The organism is Neorhizobium petrolearium (assembly GCF_029854435.1).
GTDB lineage: Bacteria > Pseudomonadota > Alphaproteobacteria > Rhizobiales > Rhizobiaceae > Neorhizobium > Neorhizobium petrolearium.
On the sequence record NZ_CP123000.1, the window covers coordinates 5,232,468 to 5,253,863 of the forward strand.

Sequence of the window (21,396 nt, forward strand, 5' to 3'; positions counted from 1 at the left end):
ATTATGATAAACTGCAGTTCGAGCCTTGACCTTTGGCCGCGTCTCGGTCATTTGGACCGCCTTGCTTGAGGTAGCGCTCGGTCGGGACGAACCCCGGCAGCGTTCTATAAAGAGAAACAAGATGACCAAAGCCACATCCTCGGCGCCCTCCCAGCGCATGCTTCGCGTTGGCGAACAGGTCCGCGCTGCCATAACCCAGGTCCTGCAGCGCGGCGAAGTGCGCGACGACCTGATCGAAAGGACGGTGATTTCCGTCTCCGAAGTGCGCATGTCGCCGGACCTGAAGATCGCCACAGCCTATGTGACCCCCCTTGGCCTGCCCGATCATGCGGCCGTTATCGATGCCCTCAACCGTCATGCGAAATTCATCCGTGGCCGGTTGGGCGGCCAGCTCCGGCAGATGAAATACATGCCGGAAGTGCGCTTTCGCGACGATACCAGCTTCGACAATTATAAGAAAATCGATGATCTGCTCCGTTCACCCGAGGTCCAGCGGGACCTTGATGGTGATGACGAAGACAAGAAGTAGCCAAGAAAAAGCATGTCCAAACCACGTAAACCCAAGGGCCGGCCGGTTTCCGGCTGGCTGATCCTCGACAAGCCGGTGGATTTCGGCTCGACCGAAGCCGTTTCCAAGATCAAGTGGCTGTTCAATGCCCAGAAAGCGGGCCATGCCGGCACGCTCGACCCGCTTGCCTCCGGCATGCTGCCGATCGCGCTCGGCGACGCGACCAAGACGGTTCCCTATGTCATGGACGGGCGCAAGATCTATGAATTTGCCGTGACCTGGGGCGAGGAGCGTTCGACCGACGATCTGGAAGGCGAAGTGACCGCCACATCCGACACGCGTCCGACGGAGCAGGCGATCCGCGATCTCCTGCCGAAATATACTGGCCTGATTACGCAAGTTCCCCCACAGTTTTCGGCGATCAAGATCGCCGGCGAACGCGCCTATGATCTTGCCCGCGATGGCGAGACGGTGGAAATCCCGTCCCGCGAGGTAGAGATCTTTCGCCTGACGCTGCTTGGGGTTGCGGCCGACAAGGCGCATTTCGAGGTGGAATGCGGCAAGGGCACCTACGTTCGGGCGCTGGCCCGCGACTTTGGCCGCGAGCTCGGCTGCTACGGCCATATCTCCGAGCTTCGCCGTACCTTCGTGGCGCCGTTTGCCGAGGACCGCATGGTGCCGCTCGCCGATCTCGTGGCGCTGGAACAGATCGAAGACCGTGACGAGCGGCTCGCTGCGCTTGATGAATTCCTCATCGATACGGCGGAGGCGCTCTCCAACCTGCCACACTTGTCGATGACCGACGATCAGGCGCATCGGCTGAAGATGGGAAATCCGGTGATTCTGCGGGGACGCGACGCTCCGGTGGCTGAGACCGAGGCCTATGCAACGGCGCGCGGAAAACTGATTGCCATCGGCGAGATCGGCCAGGGGGAATTCCGCCCGAAGCGGGTATTCGGCTGAACTGACCCAGACCGGGGAAGGGATCGGGCCGTGCGGGTCCGATCCCGTACTGCCATCTTTTCGAAAAGTTCGTATTGTTTAAAGTCGATTGTAACGCCTGGTCGCCAGCCGGATACGAAGCGGCGAGCTGGCTCATGCCTTTGCCGGCCTCAAGACAGAGGAGGAGCTGATGGCCATCGACAAACGCGCGGCGCAGCATCCGGACCTTGCCGGTCCGAGCATGTTCAGCCGAGATCCGCAGGATCTCGCTGAAGCGGCGGACGACTTCGGCCATGTCGTGCAGAGGCGCCCACAGGCCGTGCTCAAGGCCGCATCGGTTGCCGATATTGCTGACCTCGTTCGCTGGGCTGCGAGCCGCGGATTGAAGGTCGCTGCCAGAGGGCAGGGCCATTCGACCTATGGCCGGGCGGCGGTGGACGGTGGAATCGTCATTGAGATGAAGGCGATCAACACGATCCACTATGTCCAGCCGGATCATATGGTCGTCGATGCAGGAGCGACGTGGAGCACCGTTCTCGATGCGGCGCTGGCGTACGGACTTACGCCGCCGGTTCTTCCAAACTATCTTGAATTGTCTGTGGGCGGCACGCTTGCCGTCGGTGGAATTGGCGGGACGACATTTCGTCATGGCATGCAGACCGACAACGTCCTTGCATTGAATGTGGTGACGGGTGACGGTCGTGAACTGACCTGTTCCGAAGACGTGAATCCCGATCTTTTCGATGCCGTTCGTGCGGGATTGGGCCAGTGCGGAATCATCACACGAGTCACGTTGCGCCTGATGCGCGCCCCCGAGCGGGTTCGCCGGTTCCACCTGCTTTATTCCGACTTGCGTTCCCTGACCGAAGACCAGCGGACTGCCCTCGCGGATGGCCGCTTCGACTATCTGCAAGGCGCAGTTCTTCCTGACGGAGCCGGCGCCTGGCAATATCAGCTCGAAGGAGTCGTCTTCTACGATGGCGCTGCGGTTCCCGATGACAAAGCCGTCCTTGCCGGTTTGTCGGATCAGCGTAGCGCAGCGGACATTTCCGATGTCAGCTATTCCGAGGATGTCAGAGCATTTGCACGCCTTGAAAACCTGCTCCGGTCCAACGGCCAATGGTTCAGTCCACACCCCTGGCTGCTGACCTTCCTTCTCGGCTCCTGCGCGGAACAGATCGCCAGCGACATTTTGAACGGATTGACCAACGAGGATGTCGGCCCCTTCGGACGGATCACCTTCTATCCCTTGCTCACAGGGGCGCTGCGCACTCCTCTGCTCCGGTTGCCGGATGAGAGCATCGTCTTTCCATTCAATTTGGTCCGCATCCCCACATCGAGCGGAGCTGTTGAAGCGGAGCAACTGGTCGCCAGGAATCGCATGCTTTATGAGCATATTCGCGATGCAGGTGGGATCTTGTACCCCGTCAGTGCCCTTCCCATGTCGCGGGACGATTGGAGAAGCCATTTCGGGCCGAAATGGTCGTTCCTGGACGGGGCAAAGCGGCGCTATGATCCGCTTGACGCATTCGCCCCCGGTTATGAATTGTTCTGACTGCAGCCGATACGTCGCCGGGAAGGACGCGATCGACTGCCATTCGGCCTCCGAAAACATCGGCTCTTCCAATCCAGACATGAATGGTTTATAGGCACCGCCAGCATGAAGGGCGCTCCAAGCGCTACTTTTGCTTTTCACGGCCAAGGCTGGACGACATCCCGGCTTTTGGCGTCCCTAATTCCTCTTCAATAGAAAGGATCGTCCGATGTCGATCACTGCCGAGCGCAAGGCTGAGCTTATCAAGGAATACGCCACCTCCGAGGGCGACACCGGTTCCCCGGAAGTACAGGTCGCGATCCTCACGGAGCGCATCAACAATCTGACCGAACACTTCAAGGACCACAAGAAGGATAACCATTCCCGCCGTGGTCTTCTGACGCTGGTTTCGAGCCGCCGCTCGCTTCTTGACTACCTCAAGAAGAAGGACGAAGCGCGCTACACCAAGCTGATCGGCAGCCTGGGTATCCGCCGCTAAGAAATCCTCCGGCGGGCCTGGAAACAGTGCCCGCCGGTTGTCTTTTCGGGCTTTGCCCGATGAAATACTCAAGCCGCGCACCAGATTGACGCGGTACGAGGCGACGGCGGACCCGGATGGGCCGGATCTGCCAACCAACCGTTGACCTGTCATGGGGCAGGATTGCCGGATGCTTTCGGCCGAAGTCCATAGTGGCTTTGGCCAAGTTTCTCCAAAAGGGAAACTGTCGCTGCAAAGCCTCCCGTTGTCTTGCCCATGATGCGTCACATTGATTGCGGTTGATCATGCGCTGCGCCGGATGTTGCGATGCGCATGTTTCCGCATTGAAGGACAAGACATGTTCAATACTCACTCTGTCGAAATCGAATGGGCAGGTCGCCCGCTGAAGCTGGAAACCGGCAAGATCGCCCGCCAGGCTGACGGCGCAGTCCTCGCGACCTATGGCGAGACCGTGGTTCTCGCGACCGTCGTTTCCGCCAAGGCACCGAAGCCGGGCCAGGATTTCTTCCCTCTCACCGTCAACTATCAGGAAAAGACCTACGCCGCTGGCAAGATCCCCGGCGGCTATTTCAAGCGTGAAGGCCGTCCGAGCGAGAATGAAACCCTGGTTTCCCGCCTGATCGACCGCCCGATCCGCCCGCTCTTCCCGGAAGGCTACAAGAACGATACGCAGGTCGTCGTGACCGTCGTTCAGCACGACCTCGAAAACAACCCGGACGTACTCTCCATGGTGGCGACCTCCGCGGCCCTGACGCTTTCCGGCATCCCGTTCATGGGCCCGATCGGCGGCGCCCGCGTCGGTTACATCAACGGTGAATACGTTCTGAACCCGCATCTCGACGAGATGGACGAGTCGAGCCTCGACCTTGTCGTCGCCGGCACGTCCGATGCCGTTCTGATGGTCGAATCGGAAGCCAAGGAACTTAACGAAGAAGTCATGCTCGGGGCCGTCATGTTCGGCCATCGCGGTTTCCAGCCGGTCATCGACGCGATCATCAAACTCGCCGAAGTTGCCGCCAAGGAACCCCGCGACTTCCAGCCGGAAGACTATTCCGAACTTGAAGCCGAAATGCTGCAGCACTTCGAGGCCGAACTGCGCGAAGCCTACAAGATCACCCAGAAGGCCGACCGCTATGCCGCCGTCGACGCCGTCAAGGCGAAGGTCAAGGCCCACTTCCTGCCTGAAGGCGCCGCGGAACTGAAGTACACGGCTGAAGAGGTTGGCGCGATCTTCAAGCACCTGCAGGCCAAGATCGTCCGCTGGAACATTCTCGATACCAAGAGCCGCATCGATGGCCGCGATCTCGAGACGGTCCGCCCGATCGTCGCCGAAGTCGGCCTCCTGCCGCGTACCCATGGGTCGGCTCTCTTCACCCGCGGCGAGACGCAGGCGATCGTCGTCGCGACCCTCGGAACCGGCGAAGACGAGCAGTATGTCGACAGCCTGACGGGCATGTACAAGGAGCAGTTCATGCTCCATTACAACTTCCCGCCCTATTCGGTCGGCGAAACGGGCCGCATGGGTTCTCCGGGCCGCCGTGAAATCGGCCATGGCAAGCTTGCCTGGCGCGCCATCCATCCGATGCTGCCGACGCCCGAGCAGTTCCCGTACACGCTGCGCGTTGTCTCCGAGATCACCGAGTCCAATGGCTCGTCCTCGATGGCGACCGTCTGCGGCACCTCGCTCGCACTGATGGATGCCGGCGTTCCGCTCGCCAAGCCGGTTGCCGGTATCGCCATGGGCCTCATCCTCGAAGGCGACCGTTTCGCGGTCCTCTCCGACATCCTGGGTGACGAAGACCATCTCGGCGACATGGACTTCAAGGTCGCCGGAACGGAAAACGGCATCACCTCGCTGCAGATGGACATCAAGATCGCCGGCATCACCGAAGAGATCATGAAGGTCGCGCTCAGCCAGGCCCAGGGCGGCCGCAAGCACATCCTCGGCGAGATGGCCAAGGCCATCACCGAGAGCCGCGGCCAGCTCGGCGAATTCGCCCCGCGCATCGAAGTGATGAACATCCCGGTCGACAAGATCCGTGAAGTCATCGGCTCCGGCGGCAAGGTCATCCGCGAAATCGTCGAAAAGACCGGCGCGAAGATCAACATCGAAGACGACGGCACCGTGAAGATCGCCTCGTCCTCGGGCAAGGAAATCGAAGCTGCCCGCAAGTGGATCCACTCGATCGTTGCCGAGCCGGAGGTCGGCCAGATCTATGAGGGCACGGTCGTCAAGACTGCCGATTTCGGTGCGTTCGTGAACTTCTTCGGCGCCCGCGACGGCCTCGTTCACATCTCGCAGCTTGCCGTTGATCGGGTCGCCAAGACGACCGATGTCGTCAAGGAAGGCGACAAGGTCTGGGTCAAGCTGATGGGCTTCGATGAACGTGGCAAGGTTCGCCTGTCGATGAAGGTTGTCGACCAGGCGACGGGCCAGGAACTCCCGCAGGAGAAGAAGGAAAAGAAGGCTGACGGCGAAGCCGCCGAGTAAGCTTCCTTCCGCTCAGGAAAAAATCGAGGCGCGGAAGCTCTTCCGCGCCTTTTCTGTATCCGATATCCGGGAATTGCCGAGAGAACCGACATGAGCCGCGACGCCTTGAAAACCCTGTTCCATCCCTTCGCAACTGAAGCCGTGCCCATGCCGGGCGAGGGCGCGCGCGTGATTTTTCTCGGCGCGGAAGCCGGCAATGCCCTGCCGGAGGGGTTTGGCGCCCAAATCACTGCCGTGCAGCCGTTCCGGCCGCTCTTCCGAGCCCTGGGAGAAGGCGCGGTTCCGGAGCCGGAGGGTGAGAATTACGACGGGGCGCTGGTGCTCTGCGGCAAGCATCGCAGCGAAAACGAGGATCGCGTGGCAGAAGCCCTGCAACGCGTGAAGCCAGGCGGCGTCATCGTCATTGCCGGCAGCAAGGAGGATGGCATCCAGCCGCTCCGCAACACGCTGCTGAAGCTCGGGCTGCAAATCGACTACACGCCGAAATACCATGGCGTCGCGATCTGGCTTGCCCGTCCGCAGAGTGCCGATGCCGCGATCACGGCCCTGAAGAAAATGCCGGCGACGGTCGAGGATCGCTTCGAGGCGGCACCCGGCATGTTCTCCCACGATCGTGTCGATGCAGGCTCGGAACTGCTGGCCGGCCGCTTGCCGACGGATTTCGACGGCAATGCCGCCGATTTCGGCGCCGGCTGGGGTTATCTCTCCGTGATGCTGGCGGCGAGATCGCCGCGCCTGAACCGCATCGATCTCTACGAGGCTGATCACAGGGCGCTGGAATTCGCCAAACACAACCTCGCGCGCAACTGCCCGAACCTCAACGCCCGCTTCTATTGGCAGGATCTCGGCGGCGAGCCGGTGAAGGAGAAATACGACCTTGTCGTCATGAATCCGCCGTTCCATGAAGCGCAGGCGGCCGATCCGGAGCTCGGCAAGGCGATGATCCGCAGTGCCGCATCGGCGCTGAAGCTTGGCGGCCGGCTGATGCTGGTCGCCAATCGCGGCCTGCCCTATGAACCGGTTCTCGCATCGGAATTCCGCGAGCATGGCGAAACCTGCCGCAACGCCCGCTTCAAGGTTCTCTGGGCGAAGAAATAAACGCAAAAAAAGACCCCGCCGATGCCGGCAGGGTCTTTTTCTTGATAGTCGGAAAGTCCGAAAGTCCTATTCCGCATCCGCCTTGCGCAGTTTGTCGAGCGTCGGAAGCGACGTGATGCTGTAGCCGGCGTCGACGTAGTGAACTTCACCGGTAACGCCGCGGGAGAGATCGGACAGAAGATAGAGAGCTGAGCCACCGATATCCTCGATGGTCGCTGTGCGGCGTAGCGGCGCGTTCTGCTGGTTCCAGGAATAGATGGCGCGCGCATCGGAAATTCCGGCACCCGCCAGCGTCCGGACAGGGCCAGCCGAGATCGTGTTGACGCGGATGTCGCGCGGGCCGTAATCGGCAGCAAGATAGCGAACCGATGCTTCGAGAGCCGCCTTGGCGACGCCCATGACATTGTAGTTCGGGATGACGCGCTGGGACCCGTTATAGGTCAGCGTCAGCATCGAGCCGCCATTCGGCATCAATTCGGCGGCACGCTTGGCGACTTCGGTGAACGAGAAGCAGGAAATGATCATGGTGCGGCTGAAGTTTTCACGCGTCGTGTCGGCGTAAAGACCCTTGAGCTCGTTCTTGTCGGAAAAGCCGATGGCGTGGACGAGGAAATCCAGCGTGCCCCAGCGCTCCTTGATCGCCGCGAAGGTGGCATCGACCGAGGCGATATCCTCGACATCGCACGGGACGACGAAATCAGAGCCGAGTTCGGCGGCAAGCGGCTTCACGCGCTTGCCGAGAGCTTCGCCCTGATATGTGAAGGCGAGTTCCGCGCCCTGTGCGGCAACCGCCTTGGATATCCCCCAGGCGATCGAGTGATTGTTGGCGACCCCCATGATCAGGCCGCGTTTCCCCTGCATGATTCCCGTCATGGAATTATCCATTATAGCGCTGGAAGACGAGCGTGGCGTTGGTGCCGCCGAACCCGAATGAATTGGAAAGAGCAATGTCGATTTTGGCATTGTCGATGCGCTTGCGCACGATCGGCACGCCCTCGAATTCCGGATCCAGGTTTTCGATATGGGCGCTTTCGCCGATGAAGCCTTCCTGCATCATCAGAAGGCTGTAGATCGATTCCTGCGCGCCGGCGGCGCCGAGCGAATGCCCGGTGAGCGACTTGGTCGACTGGACATGAGGGATCTTGTCGCCGAAGACTTCGCGGATCGCGCCGATCTCCTTGCTGTCGCCAACCGGCGTCGAGGTGCCGTGGGTGTTGATATAGTCCACGTCGCCCTTCACCGTCGCAAGCGCCTGCCGCATGCACCGCACCGCGCCTTCGCCCGACGGCGCGACCATGTCGTAGCCGTCCGAGGTTGCGCCGTAACCGACAAGTTCGGCATAGATCTTCGCCCCGCGGGCCTTTGCGTGTTCCAGCTCCTCCAGGACCAGAACGCCCGCGCCGCCGGCGATGACGAAGCCGTCGCGGTCGACGTCATAGGCGCGCGAGGCGCTTTCCGGCCGGTTGTTGAACTTGGTCGTCATGGCGCCCATGGCGTCGAACAGGTTCGACATGGTCCAGTCGAGGTCCTCGTGGCCGCCGGCGAACATCACGTCCTGCTTGCCCCATTGGATCATCTCCGCCGCATTGCCGATGCAGTGCGCGGAGGTGGAGCAGGCGGACGAGATCGAATAGTTCACGCCGTGAATCTTGAACCAGGTGGCAAGCGTGGCGGATGCCGTCGAGGACATGGCCTTCGGCACGGCAAAGGGGCCGATGCGCTTGGGGCTGTTGTTCTTGATGGTGATTTCGGCCGCCTCGATCAGCGTCCGGGTGGACGGGCCACCCGATCCCATGATGATGCCGGTGCGTTCGTTTTCGCCGATATCCTTGTCTTCCAGGCCGGAATCGGCGATCGCCTGTTTCATGGCCACATGGTTCCAGGCGCCTCCCTGGGAAAGGAAGCGCATGGCGCGGCGATCGACGAGGTCCGTCGGATCAAGCGTCGGTCTGCCCCAGACCTGGCACTTGAAGCCATGCTCGGCAAAATCGGGGGAGAATGAAATGCCGGATTTCGCCTGGCGCAACGATTCGGTGACTTCGGCGGCATCGCTCCCGATCGAGGATACGATACCGAGACCCGTGACAACTACCCGTCTCATCTCATCAAAACCTTTTCTCTCTGTTCTGCCTTGGCGCGAGGCCTGTGTCAGGCCGCCTTTTCCTGGAACAGGCCGACCCTCAGATCGCTGGCGCGGTAGATCACCTCGCCGTCCGCCTTCATCCAGCCGTCGGCAATTCCGAGCACGAGACGGCCGCGCATGACGCGTTTGAAATCGATGCCATATTCCACCAGCTTGGTTGAGGGAGTAACCATGCCGGTGAACTTCACTTCGCCGGTAGATATGGCGCGCCCCTTGCCGGGTTCGCCGAGCCAGCCAAGATAAAAGCCGGTCAACTGCCACATGGCGTCGAGCCCGAGGCAGCCCGGCATGACGGGGTCGCCTTCGAAATGGCAGGGGAAGAACCAGAGATCCGGCGTTATGTCGAACTCAGCACGGATGAAACCCTTGTCGTTGGGGCCGCCGGTTTCCGATATCTCGGTGATGCGGTGGAACATCAGCATGGGCGGCAGCGGAAGCTGCGCATTGCCCGGGCCGAACATCTGGCCATGGGCGCAGGTGAGGATTTCTTCGTAAGAGAAGCTGGACTGTCTGGTTATCATAAAATTCCGTTTCCCCCGTTGAACCTTCTGTTTCAGAACCACTATTGCAAGATCGGTCCAAATTGAAGCGTGACGATGACCTTTCACTTTGCCCTGGGGATAGCCAAGCGTGGGAACATTCGTCTGTTTAGGTCCGCATATAGGAAGCTATGGGCGCAAACCAGAGGCTTGTGAGGGAATTTGCGCGTTTTTGCCGATCTCCCGGCCGGTATCCTCCGGAAACTATTGAAAGTGCTGGCCGTAAAAGTTATATGCGAAAGTCAAGATACCTGACATGCGCGTGAACGGTGGGAGCTGACAGGCAATATGGCAGAAGCCATGATCGATATCGAGACGAGACTGCGCCATTGCGGCCTGCGTCCGACGCGACAGCGCGTCGCGCTTGCCGATCTGTTATTCGCCAAGGGCGACCGTCATCTGACAGTCGAGGAACTGCACGAGGAAGCGGCTGCGGCCGGCGTTCTCGTCTCGCTGGCAACCGTCTACAACACGCTGCATCAGTTCACCGAGGCCGGTCTTATTCGCGTACTCGCGGTCGAAAGCACCAAGACTTACTTCGACACCAATATCTCCGATCATCATCACTTTTTCGTGGAAGGCCGCAACGAGGTGCTCGATATTCCGGTCAGCAATCTGGAAATCGGCAATCTCCCCGAAGCGCCGGAAGGCATGGAAGTTGCTCATGTGGATGTGATCATCCGCCTGCGCGAAAAGAAGTCCTGATACGGGTTATTTCGTCTTTTTCCCTTTGATAGCTTCGTCCGGAGGCCGGCCGGGCCGGGGCTTGTAACGCGGCAGGGTCCAGCCGTAATGGATGGCGCCGCCGCGCAGCCCGAAGGCGATTGCCACGCCGAGGCCGGAGCTGGCATAAAGAGGCAGGCCAAATGCGTCAGCCGCGGTAAAGCCGCCGGCGCCGGCAAGTGCAGCGGTGATATAGATTTCCGGCCGAAGCAGGACGGAAGGTTCGTTGGCAAGCAGGTCACGCAGGATGCCGCCGAAGGTGGCGGTCAATGTGCCGGCGACGATTGCGATCGTTGGCGACCCTGTGGCGGCGAGCCCTTTTGCCGCTCCCAGCACGCTGTAGGCGGCAAGCCCGATTGCATCGAGCCAGATCAGCAGACGATAGCGCCATCCCACCCGGTGCGCCGTGCTGAACAGAAAAGCGCCCACAATCACGCATATCAGGATATAAGTCGGATCGAGAACCCAGAAGACCGGCATGCGGTCGAGGATGATGTCCCGCAGCGTGCCGCCTCCAAGCCCGGTAACGGCCGCGAAGAACAGGAAGCCGATCAGATCGAGCTCTTTTCTCGAGGCGGCAAGCGCGCCTGTCGCCGCGAAAAGCGCGATGCCGGCATAGTCGAGAATCATCAGCAAGGACATGCAAATTCCCCAGCGTTGCGGCCCGTGTGGTCAGCGTCGCGCAAGTGCTCCTCCTTAGCATAATCACCGGCGATCGCACCCGTCACCGGTGCGCGTGCGCCGTGAACAGATGAATTTGCGGAGGTGATCCCGTGAAAAGGTTCTTGATCGTATGGGTCCGGGTTGTTGTGCTGATCCTGGTGCCGACCCTTGCCTTCGCGCAGCAGCAGCTCATCAGCGATCCGGAGATCTACGAGAAGGATCACTTCCGGAGCGAGTGCAAGATGGCGCAGTTCGAACCGGACTTCATCGAACGGTTCGACATCAACAACGATGGGATCATCGATCTGGTCTCCGACCACAGTAAATTGGTCTGCGACGGAAAAAGAGGACCGGGCTGCAACAGCGATGGCTGCCCCTATAACTTCTATCTGCAAGCCAGGGAGGGCGGTTATTTCATGATCGCCACGGCACAAATCTACAGCTATGACTTCGTCAAATATTTCGGCAACATGGTGTTTTTGCTGAAGATGCATCCGCGCTTCTGCGAGCGCACCGATGCGGTGCCCTGCGAGATGCGCGTGCGCGTGCGCGGCGGTCGCTTCGTCACGATCTCCAAGAAGTGATCACTGCGGAAACACATCGCCGATGCGTCCGGTCAGATAATAGGCCGTCAGGCTCATCCATTCCCGTGCGGCGGTGGTGGTGAGCTGGGCGTTGAGCGAAGGCTGGGTGAAATCCAGCGACAGGCCGGCAATGCCGCTCGTCCGATAATCCACCGGCCAGGGCATGACCTGAATTCCTGCCTTGCGGAACAGGCCGACCGAACGCGGCATGTGATAGGCCGATGTGATCAACAGGCAGTTTTCGAGCCCCCGGCTCTTCAGGAGTTCGGCGGTATTGACTGTGTTCTCATAGGTTGTCCGGGACGTATTCTCCTTCACGAGCCGGTCGGCCGGGATGCCGAAAGCGGAGAAGAACCGTTCCGAAGCTTCTGCCTCCCCCTCATAGACACCGCTGATGGAGCCGTCGCCGCCGGAAATCAGGATGCGCGCCTGCGGATGGCGCAAGGCGAGCCGCAAGGTCTCGACAAAGCGATCGGCTGCCTGGTTGAATTCCATGCCGCCGCGGCTGGTCGTCACCTCGGTCTCAAGCGCGCCGCCGAGCACGATCATGCAGGTGAGATCGGCAGGCTCCTGCCGGGGTTTCGGAAACCGCGCCTCCAGGATCTGCAGCGCAGCGGTGCCTGTCGTCGTGTAGAGCGTGACGAACAGCACGAGGGCTGCGAGAAGCGAGAATGTGCCCGCGAGCTTTGGCCGGCCGGCAAAGGCCAGCAGGGTTGCAAGCGCAGCCAGGCCGAAGGCGATCGACAAGGGCTGCGCCGCCAGCCAGAAGAATTTGGAAATCAGGAACATCGGCACATCTTATGGCGGCGGGCCGGCTCGCCCGTCAAGAGCGGCGCCTGGCCGGCACCATCGGCTGCTGGTGAAAATGGAGATGCAGGGGGCGGGGCATGAGCACCGTTGTCAGGGCGATCGCCACGGTCAGCATGGCGACGATCCAGAGCGCGTGGTTACCGACATATTTCGTCAGCAGGGCGCCCGTCACTGCGCCGCAGGCCATGCCCGTCCAGGGCACCGTCTGGATCAGCCAGCCGGCGGGGTTGCGGTCGCCAACGAGCCATCGGCCGATGCCCCGGCCGAAGCGGGAAAGCGCCCCGGTGACATAGGTGAGGCCGATCGGCAATCCCTCGATATGTTCTACCGTCGCATTGATCATGCCCATGGAAAGCACGACCAGATAGAATTGCAGCCGCGGGAAACTTGTCTCGGGCAGCACCGACGCGGTAGCCAGGATGATTGCGACGCCAGACAGCACCACGAAAGTGCGGCGGGCCGAGACGGTATGCGCCAGCACGATACCGAATGCATTGCCGGCGATGAAGACCCAAAGCGCGCAGAAGAGGATGAGCGCATGGGAATAGTTGCCGTCCGCGAAGGAGAGCGCGGCGCGCGTGGTGTTGCCGGTCATGAACGACACGAAGTCGCCGGAAAGAAGCAGGCCGATCGCATCCGTCATACCGGCGACGAAGGAAATTGCCGCGACAAGCGCAAGGCCTGTGATTGTCCGTCTTCGTTTGATGATGTGGCGTCGTCTGGTTCTGGACATGGAGGCCCTCTCGCCTCGAAAGCAGGAGTGAACCCATGCCGGATGGTGTTACCCGGCATGGTCGTGGACAAATTGAAAAATCGCAAATCTGCCCGGTGCGTCAGCTCAGTCGCAAGCGAAGCCAGGCTTCGATACCCTTTGCTGCGGCGCGGCCCGTGGCGAAACAGGCGGTCAGTAGATAACCACCAGTCGGGGCCTCCCAATCAAGCATCTCGCCTGCGACAAAAAGACCCGGTAGGGGCTTCAGCATGTAGTTTTCATCAAGATTGCTCCACGCGATGCCGCCCGCTGAGGATATGGCCTCGGCAATCGGACGCGGTCGGACGAGCGGAATGGGCAGGGCCTTGATGAATAGGGCCAGTTCTTTTGGCGCCATGCGGTTCGCTTCCGGCGCGAGCTCACGCACCAGGGCGGCCTTCACGCCTTCGAGCCCCGCGCCCTTGCGTAGCCGGTTGGAGAAGCTCATTTTGGAATTAAGCCGGGCAAGGTCCATGGTCAGGCGCTCGGCCGAACGTCCGGGTGCCAGGTCGACCGTCAGCGCGGCATGGCTCTCCCGTTCGAGGCGGTCGCGCAGTGCTGCTGCGTGAGCATAGACAAGGCTGCCTTCTATCCCATGCCTGGAAATGATAAACTCACCTTGTATCGTGCCGGCATCGGATGATGCGGAAACGGATTTCAGCGGCACACCGGCAAAACGCTCTCGAAACGGCTCGCTCCAAGCGACGTCGAACCCGCAATTGGCGGGCTGGAAAGCGGCGACCGTAACGCCTTTCTGCCCGAGCCAGGGCAGCCAGGCCGCATCGGACCCGAGGCGCGGCCAGCTTGCGCCGCCGAGCGCCAGCAGCACCGCATCCGGGCGGATCACCGTCACTCCTTCCGGGGTTTCGAAGCGATAGCCGTCGTCCGCAAAGCCTGTCCAGCGGTGCCGCGTCTTCAATTGGACGCCCTGCGCTTCCAGGCGCCTTATCCAGGCGCGCAGAAGCGGCGAGGCCTTCATGACCTTGGGAAAGACACGGCCGGACGTGCCGACGAAGGTCTCTGTGCCAAGGCCGAGCGCCCAGGCCCGGATATCGACCGGCTTGAAGGCTTCAAGGGCAGGCCGCAGGCGAGCGGACGCCGCGCCGAAACGCTCCGCGAACCGCGAAAAATCCTCCGAATGGGCGATGTTGAGCCCGGACTTGCCGGCCAGCAGGAATTTCCGGCCGAAGGTCGGCATGGCATCATAAACAGTCACAGCATAATGGGCGGCGGAAAGAACTTCCGCCGCCATCAGCCCTGCCGGTCCGCCGCCGATAATCGCGATCTGTTTCGTCATCCCTTGCGGGTTAGGACAAATCAATCCGCTTTGCCATAGCCCCCGGCGGTCGGCGTGACGACGATCACCGCTTCGCCGGCCTCGATCACCGTCTGGTCGCAGCCGGCGAGCTCTTCCATCGTTCCATCGAGGCGCCGCACCAGGGTCTGGCCGAGTTCGCCGGCCTCGCCGCCGTCAAGCCCGTGCGGCCGGATCGTCCGGTGTGAGGAAAGCATGGCGCAATCCATTCTCTCCAGGAAGCGGATGGTGCGCTTCGTGCCGTTGCCGGCGGAAAACCTGCCCTTGCCGCCGGAATCCGGCCGGATGTGGAAGTCTTCGAGCAGCACCGGATAGCGGGTTTCCAGGATTTCCGGATCGGTGAGGCGCGAATTGGTCATGTGCACATGCACGGCGTCCGTGCCGGCAAACCCGGTGTCGTCGTTGAAGCGGCCGGCGGGCGAGCCGGAGCACAGCGTCTCGTAATACTGGTAGGTCGCATTGCCGAAGGTGAGGTTGTTCATCGTGCCCTGGCTCGCGGCCATCGCTCCCAGTGCGCCGAAGAGCGCATTGGTGACGTGCTGGCTGGTTTCCACATTGCCGGCGACGACGGCGGCCGGATATTGCGGTTTCAGCATCGAGCCTTCCGGCACGACGATGCGGATCGGCCTGAGGCAGCCGGCATTCATCGGGATCGCGCTCTCCACCATCACCCGGAAGACATAGAGCACGGCGGCGCGCGTCACCGGCTCCGGGGCGTTGAAATTGTTCTTTTTCTGCGGGCTGGTGCCGGTGAAATCGACGGTCGCTTCGCGCTTGTCCCGGTCCACCGTGACCTTGACCTTGATGACGCTGCCCTGGTCGGTCGCATAGGAGAACTCCGCGTCGCTGAGCTTTGCGACGACCCGGCGGACACTTTCTTCCGCATTGTCCTGCACATGGCCCATATAGGCTTTGACCACGTCGAGGCCGAATTGCGCGATCATCTTGCGCATCTCATGCACGCCCTTTTCGTTGGCTGCGATCTGGGCGCGCAGGTCCGCGACGTTCTGGGCGACGTTGCGGGCGGGGTAGGGGTGGTCGGAGAGGAGCCTGGTGATGCCCGCCTCGTCGAAGCGGCCACGGTCGACCAGGAGAACGTTGTCGAAGAGAACGCCTTCCTCGTCCACCGTCGTCGCAAGCGGCGTCATCGAGCCCGGCGCGGTGCCACCGACATCCGCATGGTGGCCGCGCGAAGCGACGTAGAAGAGAATCTTCGGTTCTTTGTTCCCTGTCGCGCCTTCGGCGCTCCCCGCCTCTTGCGCCTTCTCGTCAAAAACCGGCGTGACGACGGTGATATCCGGCAGATGCGTGCCGCCGTTATAGGGCGCGTTGAGGGCGAAGACGTCGCCGGGGCGGATTTTCCCCTTGTTTGCAGCGATCACCGTCTCGACGGATCGGTCCATGGAGCCGAGATGCACCGGCATGTGCGGGGCGTTCGCGACCAGCGCGCCGTTTTCGTCGAAGACGGCGCAGGAGAAGTCGAGCCGTTCCTTGATATTGACCGAAGAGGCCGTGTTCTGCAGCGTGACGCCCATCTGCTCGGCGATTGACATGAAGAGATTGTTGAACACTTCGAGCAGCACCGGATCGGCCTGCGTGCCGATCGGCAAGGCGCGGGAAAGGGCCGCGACGCGCTTCAGGACGACATGGTTCAATTTGGTGATCTCGAAGGCCCAGCCGTCTTCGATGACGATCGTCTGGTGCGGCTCCACGACGAGGCAGGGGCCGTTCGCTTTGGCGCCCGGCTTGATGTCGGATCGGCGATAGACGGGAGCCTCACGCCATGCGCCGCCCGAAAAGAATCTCGTCTTCTCGCTCGCAGTCGGCATGGAGCTTTCGAGTGAAAATTCCGGCTCGGCGGAAGAGGCGCCGCCGCCGATCGCTTCCACTTCATAGGCTTCGAAAATGATCTCGCGATTCTCGAAGATGAAGCCGAATTGCTTCTTGTGCGCCGTCTCGAAAGCGGCGACCATCGCGGTCGCTCCATCGAGAGTTACGGCTAACGTCGTATCCGTTCCCTGGTAGCGTAGATGGGCGCGATGCAGCACGTCCGTTTCGGAGCGAGCGACGCCCTGCGAGGCCATTTCCTCAAGCACGCTTGCCGTAAGTTCCTCGCGGATCGGAGAAAGCGTTTCGAGTGCTGCCGAAAGCCCGAGCGAAATCGTCCGCTGGCGGGTGGCGCGTATATCGGCAAGCCCCATGCCATAGGCGGAAAGGATACCGGAGAAGGGGTGGATCAGAACGGTGGAAATGCTGAGCGCGTCGGCCGTCAGGCAGGCATGCTGGCCGCCGGCGCCGCCAAAGCAGGTCAGCACATAGTGGGTGACGTCGTAGCCGCGCTGGACGCTGATCTTCTTGACCGCATTCGCCATGTTCTCGACCGCGATCGACAGGAAACCGTCGGCCACTTCCTCCGGCGAGCGGCCATCGCCAATCACCTTGGCCATCTCCTCGAAGGCGGCGCGCACTGCGTCGGCGTCGAGCGGCTGGTCGCGGTTCGGCCCGAAGATCGCCGGGAAGAGTTTGGGTGAAAGCTTGCCGAGCATGACGTTCGCGTCGGTAACGGTGAGCGGCCCACCGCGCCGATAGGCCTTGGGGCCGGGATTGGCGCCCGCCGAATCCGGCCCGACGCGGAAGCGGCCGCTCTCGAAATGCAGGATCGAGCCGCCGCCGGCCGCGACCGTATGGATCGACATCATCGGCGCGCGCATGCGCACGCCGGCCACTTCCGTCTCGAAGGAGCGTTCGAGCTCTCCGTCATAATGCGAGACGTCGGTGGACGTGCCGCCCATGTCGAAGCCGACCATGCGCTCGAAACCGGCAAGCCGCGAGGTTTCGACTGCGCCGACCACGCCGCCGGCAGGACCGGAGAGGATCGCATCCTTGCCCTGGAAGAGCCGGGCGGCAGTCAACCCGCCGGAGGATTGCATGAACATGAGCTGCGGGCCGGTTTCCTCGTTGGCGCCAAGCTCGCCCGCCACCTGGTCGACATAACGGCGCAGGATCGGCGACAGATAGGCATCGACCACCGTCGTATCGCCGCGCCCGACCAGCTTGATGAGCGGCGAGACCTCGTGACTGACGGAAACCTGGGTGAAGCCGATCTCGCGGGCGATCCGTGCGGCAAGCTGTTCGTGAGCCGGGTAACGATAGGCGTGCATGAAGACGATCGCGACGGCGCGGAAACCGGCGTCGAATTGGCCCTGTAATTCGGCGCGGATCGCGCCTTCCTCCGGCTCCGCTTCGACGAGCCCGTCGGCACGGACGCGTTCGTCGACCTCGACGACGGCCGAATAGAGCAGTTCAGGTTTGATGATCTTCTTTGCAAAGATGTCGGCGCGGGCCTGGTAGCCGATCGCCAGGGCATCGCGGAAGCCGCGCGTGGTGACGAGCAGGGTCTGTTCGCCCTTGCGTTCGAGCAGCGCATTGGTGGCGACGGTGGTGCCCATCTTCACCGCGCCGATCACCTCCGAGGGGATCGGAACGCCGGCCGGAATACCCAGGAGCTCGCGGATACCCTGCACGGCTGCGTCGTGATAGGCCTCAGGATTTTCCGATAGCACCTTGTGGGCGATCAGCGATCCGTCAGGTCTGCGCCCGACAATGTCGGTGAAGGTGCCGCCGCGGTCGATCCAGAAGTCCCACTTGCCATCGGCCATGTTCTGCCCCTCGTTGAAAGCTTGATCTGCAATAACGAAAACATTTCGTCGATAAAACGTCAATGATTAGTTGACAGGAAAATATCTTTTGAAGCATCATGCCTTTCCAACAGGCAAGGAAGCCAGCAAAGAGCTCCACCTGCAAAACCGGCAACCGAGGGGAGCCGACCATGATCCTTTGCCACCGCGCAGCGGGGAGGACGTCACGTGTCCACCGCTAATGCTCGCCACAGCATCTTTCCCGAATGGCTCCGTCAAACGCTTGACGGGCTCTATCTCGTTTCCGGCTGGCTGGCCGGGCTTTTTCTGATCGCTATTTTCGTCATCATGCTATCACTGTCGGCCGGCCGGCCAATCGGCTTGGATGTTCCAGCCGGCGACGACTTCGCCTCCTGGTGCATGGCGGCCACGGCCTTCCTGGGCCTTGCCCACACGTTCCGCTCCGGAGAGCTCATTCGCATGGGCCTTTTCATCGACAGGTTCAGCGGTGTCGTGCGCAAGGTCATCGAGATCGCCTGCGCGGCGATCGGCGCGGCCGCCATGCTCTATTTCGCCTGGTACGCGGTGGACATGGTCTGGACGTCCTGGAAATTCAACGACATCTCTCAGGGGGTCATACCCGTGCCGTTATGGATACCGCAGCTCGGCATGGCTGTCGGCGTGGTCGTCCTGGCAATCGCTTTCGTGGATGAACTGCTCCACCTGCTTTTTGGCGGCGTGCCTCGCTACGAAAAGCCGGCCCCGAAATCCGAGGAAGAGATGATCGAGCGGATCATGGAAAGCGGAGCCTGACCATGGATGCCTCGAACCTTGTCGAAATATCGGGCCTCATCCTTGGCGCCCTCCTGCTCTTCCTCGTCGGTGGCGTCTGGATCGGGATTTCGCTGCTGATCTGCGGTTTCATCGCCATGCAGTTCGCGCCGGCGGGAATACAGATCGGCGCGGCACTTGCGACCAATGCCTGGGCGGGCAGCGCCTCCTGGTCTCTCGCCGCTCTACCGCTTTTTGTCTGGATGGGGGAGATCCTCTACAGGACGAGATTATCTGACGAAATGTTTAGAGGGCTTTCCCCCTGGCTGAACCGGATTCCGGGAAGATTGGTACATGTCAATGTTCTCGGGTGCGGGCTTTTCGGCGCAGTCTCCGGGTCGTCCGCCGCCACGACAGCCATGGTCGCGAAGATCACTCTGCCAGAATTGAAGAGGCGCGGCTATGACGAGATGATCAGTCTCGGTTCGCTGGCAGGCGCCGGTACGCTCGGCTTTCTCGTGCCGCCGTCGATCACCATGATCGTCTATGCCGTCGCCGCGAACGTTTCTATCATCCAGATGTTCCTGGCCGGCCTGCTCCCGGCGGTCATCGTCATGGCGCTCTATATGGGAGCGATCGTCATCTGGTCGCTGATGAACCCTGACAAGTCTCCGCCTCCGGCGCCCGGCCTGAGCTTCCGGCAGAAGCTGAAGGAGACACTCAATCTCATCCCGCTTGCGCTTCTCATCGGCGTCATTTTCACAACACTGGTACTCGGCTGGGCGACAGCCACCGAATGTGCGGCCTGGGGCGTGCTCGGCTCGCTCGTGATCGCGCTCTGGCAACGGGCGCTCACCTGGAAGAGCTTTTGGGAAAGCGTCATGGGTGCTGCGCGCATGACGGCGATGATCATGCTGATCCTGACGGGTGCCGGATACATGTCGATCGCCATGGGCTATACGGGGATTCCGAATGCGCTGGCCTCCTGGGTCGATAGCTTCCACCTGAGCCCTTATGCGCTGATTGCGGTGCTCACCGTCATGTATGTGCTGCTCGGCTGCGCGATCGACGGTCTTTCGATGATCGTCCTGACGACTGTGGTGGTGCTGCCGATGATCCAGCAGGCCGGCTTCGATCTGATCTGGTTCGGCGTCTTCCTGGTGTTGATGGTGGAGATGGCTCAGATCACCCCGCCGGTCGGCTTCAATCTCTTCGTGCTCCAGACGATGAGCGGTAGAGACAGCCTGACGGTTGCGCGCGCCGCACTGCCGTTCTTCTTCCTGCTTTTGGCGACGGTCGCCATCCTCACGATCTTCCCGGATATCGTGCTGGTCCTGCCGAAAATGGCTTTTCCGGGTTAATTTCTTAAAAAGGGGAATGAAAACATGACAATGCATTTCAAGGGCATCGCCCGCGTCGGCCTCACGGCTGCTGCCTTAATCGCCTGTGCCGGCTCGGCTCTGGCTCAGACTGCCTGGGTCCTGCCCTCGGCCTATCCGCCGGCCAATTACCACGTCGAAAACCTGATGCAGTTTTCCAAGGACGTCGAAACGGCAACCAATGGCGCGCTGAAGATCACCGTTCATCCGAGTGCAGCGCTCTTCAAGGCTCCGGATATCAAGCGCGCGGTCCAGACCGGCCAGACCCAGGCAGGCGAAGTGCTGATTTCCCTGCACGAGAACGAGAATCCGGTCTTCGGCATCGATGTCGTGCCCTTCCTGGCCACCAGCTTCGATCAGGCGAAAAAGCTCTGGGAGGCTTCCAAGCCGACCGTCGAAAAGGCGCTCGATGCGCAGGGGCTGAAGCTTCTGTACTCGACGCCATGGCCGCCGCAGGGCATCTACACCAAGAAGGACGTCAACAGCACCGCTGACCTCAAGGGCCTCAAATGGCGCGCCTACAATGTCGGCACGTCGCGCATCGCCGAGCTTGTCGGCGCCCAGCCGGTCACCGTCCAGGCCGCTGAGCTGCCGCAGGCGCTCGCAACCGGCGTCGTCGACGGGCTGATGACGTCCAGCGCGACCGGCGTCGATTCGAAGATCTGGGAATCGCTCACCCATTACTACGACACCCAGGCCTGGATTCCGAAGAACATCATCTTCGTCAACAAGGCTGCGTTCGAAGCACTCGATCCGGCCGTGCAGAAGGCAGTTGCCGATGCGGCGGCAGCGGCCGAAACCCGCGGCTGGTCCCTCGCAGTCGAAAAAACCAAGAGCTACATGGACACACTGAAGCAGAACGGCATGCAGGTGATCGAACCCAGCGACGAGCTCAAGAAGGGTCTCGCCGATGTTGGTAGCAAGCTGACCGAAGACTGGTCGAAGAAAGCCGACGCCGACGGCGCCGCCATTCTGGACGCCTACAAGAAGATGTGATTTGAGGGCGCC

General features: G+C 61.4%; 19 protein-coding genes. 11 read left to right on the plus strand and 8 right to left on the minus strand.

The window, feature by feature from the left end; translation table 11 throughout:
• The first annotated feature begins 121 nt into the window (after positions 1–121).
• The 6 genes from rbfA (at position 122) to QEO92_RS25200 (ending at position 7,072) form a co-directional block, all read left to right on the plus strand.
• The gene (rbfA, locus tag QEO92_RS25175) at positions 122–529 is read left to right on the plus strand and encodes a 30S ribosome-binding factor RbfA (RefSeq protein ID WP_227704833.1); all 408 of its coding nucleotides are present in this window, start codon (positions 122–124) and stop codon (positions 527–529) included.
• A 12-nt stretch (positions 530–541) separates the two neighbouring features.
• The gene (gene truB / locus QEO92_RS25180; protein WP_037151833.1) at positions 542–1,471 is read left to right on the plus strand and encodes a tRNA pseudouridine(55) synthase TruB; all 930 of its coding nucleotides are present in this window, start codon (positions 542–544) and stop codon (positions 1,469–1,471) included.
• Positions 1,472–1,640: 169 nt separating this feature from the next.
• On the plus strand, positions 1,641–3,005 hold the full coding sequence (locus QEO92_RS25185; protein ID WP_227704834.1) for an FAD-binding protein: 1,365 nt from the start codon (positions 1,641–1,643) through the stop codon (positions 3,003–3,005).
• Between the two features lie 208 nt (positions 3,006–3,213).
• Entirely contained in the window at positions 3,214–3,483 is a 270-nt protein-coding gene (gene rpsO / locus QEO92_RS25190; protein ID WP_037151827.1) for a 30S ribosomal protein S15, read from the plus strand.
• A gap of 337 nt (positions 3,484–3,820) precedes the next feature.
• Positions 3,821–5,974 carry a polyribonucleotide nucleotidyltransferase gene (gene pnp, locus QEO92_RS25195; protein ID WP_227704835.1) on the plus strand — a complete coding sequence of 718 codons (2,154 nt, stop codon included), beginning with the start codon at positions 3,821–3,823 and terminating at the stop codon, positions 5,972–5,974.
• Positions 5,975–6,064: 90 nt separating this feature from the next.
• The gene (locus QEO92_RS25200; protein WP_227704836.1) at positions 6,065–7,072 is read left to right on the plus strand and encodes a class I SAM-dependent methyltransferase; all 1,008 of its coding nucleotides are present in this window, start codon (positions 6,065–6,067) and stop codon (positions 7,070–7,072) included.
• A 66-nt stretch (positions 7,073–7,138) separates the two neighbouring features.
• Here QEO92_RS25200 and fabI read toward each other — a convergent pair whose 3' ends face one another.
• Genes fabI through fabA form a run of 3 tightly spaced genes read right to left on the minus strand, consistent with a single transcriptional unit; the run spans position 7,139 to position 9,736 of the window.
• On the minus strand, positions 7,139–7,945 hold the full coding sequence (fabI, locus tag QEO92_RS25205) for an enoyl-ACP reductase FabI (protein ID WP_227704837.1): 807 nt from the start codon (positions 7,943–7,945) through the stop codon (positions 7,139–7,141).
• A gap of 4 nt (positions 7,946–7,949) precedes the next feature.
• A complete protein-coding gene (gene fabB / locus QEO92_RS25210; RefSeq protein WP_227704838.1) occupies positions 7,950–9,173 on the minus strand; it encodes a beta-ketoacyl-ACP synthase I in 1,224 nt (407 codons plus the stop codon).
• A 47-nt stretch (positions 9,174–9,220) separates the two neighbouring features.
• Entirely contained in the window at positions 9,221–9,736 is a 516-nt protein-coding gene (fabA, locus tag QEO92_RS25215; RefSeq protein ID WP_227704839.1) for a 3-hydroxyacyl-[acyl-carrier-protein] dehydratase FabA, read from the minus strand.
• A 306-nt stretch (positions 9,737–10,042) separates the two neighbouring features.
• On the opposite strand from fabA, the gene irrA reads away from it, so the two are divergent.
• Positions 10,043–10,459 (plus strand): iron response transcriptional regulator IrrA, encoded by a 417-nt coding sequence (irrA, locus tag QEO92_RS25220; RefSeq protein ID WP_227704840.1) that lies wholly within the window; start codon positions 10,043–10,045, stop codon positions 10,457–10,459.
• Positions 10,460–10,465: 6 nt separating this feature from the next.
• Here irrA and QEO92_RS25225 read toward each other — a convergent pair whose 3' ends face one another.
• The gene (locus QEO92_RS25225) at positions 10,466–11,119 is read right to left on the minus strand and encodes a trimeric intracellular cation channel family protein (protein ID WP_227704841.1); all 654 of its coding nucleotides are present in this window, start codon (positions 11,117–11,119) and stop codon (positions 10,466–10,468) included.
• A gap of 131 nt (positions 11,120–11,250) precedes the next feature.
• Between QEO92_RS25225 and QEO92_RS25230 the strand changes: the two genes are divergently transcribed.
• Positions 11,251–11,724, plus strand: coding sequence for a hypothetical protein (locus QEO92_RS25230; RefSeq protein ID WP_037151804.1), 474 nt, complete (start codon positions 11,251–11,253; stop codon positions 11,722–11,724).
• Here QEO92_RS25230 and QEO92_RS25235 read toward each other — a convergent pair whose 3' ends face one another.
• The 4 genes from QEO92_RS25235 to QEO92_RS25250 all read right to left on the minus strand — a co-directional run bounded on the left by QEO92_RS25235 (position 11,725) and on the right by QEO92_RS25250 (position 18,259).
• Positions 11,725–12,513: a YdcF family protein gene (locus QEO92_RS25235; RefSeq protein WP_227704842.1), complete on the minus strand. Its 789-nt coding sequence runs from the start codon at positions 12,511–12,513 to the stop codon at positions 11,725–11,727.
• A 34-nt stretch (positions 12,514–12,547) separates the two neighbouring features.
• Positions 12,548–13,267, minus strand: coding sequence for a YoaK family protein (locus tag QEO92_RS25240; protein ID WP_037151799.1), 720 nt, complete (start codon positions 13,265–13,267; stop codon positions 12,548–12,550).
• A gap of 100 nt (positions 13,268–13,367) precedes the next feature.
• Entirely contained in the window at positions 13,368–14,582 is a 1,215-nt protein-coding gene (locus QEO92_RS25245) for a TIGR03862 family flavoprotein (protein ID WP_227704843.1), read from the minus strand.
• 20 nt (positions 14,583–14,602) lie between these two features.
• Positions 14,603–18,259, minus strand: coding sequence for a hydantoinase B/oxoprolinase family protein (locus QEO92_RS25250; protein WP_227704844.1), 3,657 nt, complete (start codon positions 18,257–18,259; stop codon positions 14,603–14,605).
• 207 nt (positions 18,260–18,466) lie between these two features.
• Between QEO92_RS25250 and QEO92_RS25255 the strand changes: the two genes are divergently transcribed.
• The 3 genes from QEO92_RS25255 to QEO92_RS25265 are packed head-to-tail and all read left to right on the plus strand — an operon-like array spanning position 18,467 to position 21,384.
• Complete coding sequence (locus tag QEO92_RS25255) at positions 18,467–19,051, plus strand: TRAP transporter small permease (RefSeq protein WP_227704845.1); 585 nt, start codon at positions 18,467–18,469, stop codon at positions 19,049–19,051.
• Between the two features lie 2 nt (positions 19,052–19,053).
• Positions 19,054–20,370, plus strand: a complete 1,317-nt coding sequence (locus tag QEO92_RS25260; protein ID WP_227704846.1) for a TRAP transporter large permease — start codon at positions 19,054–19,056, stop codon at positions 20,368–20,370.
• A 24-nt stretch (positions 20,371–20,394) separates the two neighbouring features.
• Positions 20,395–21,384, plus strand: coding sequence for a TRAP transporter substrate-binding protein (locus QEO92_RS25265; protein WP_227704847.1), 990 nt, complete (start codon positions 20,395–20,397; stop codon positions 21,382–21,384).
• The last annotated feature ends 12 nt before the right edge of the window (positions 21,385–21,396 follow it).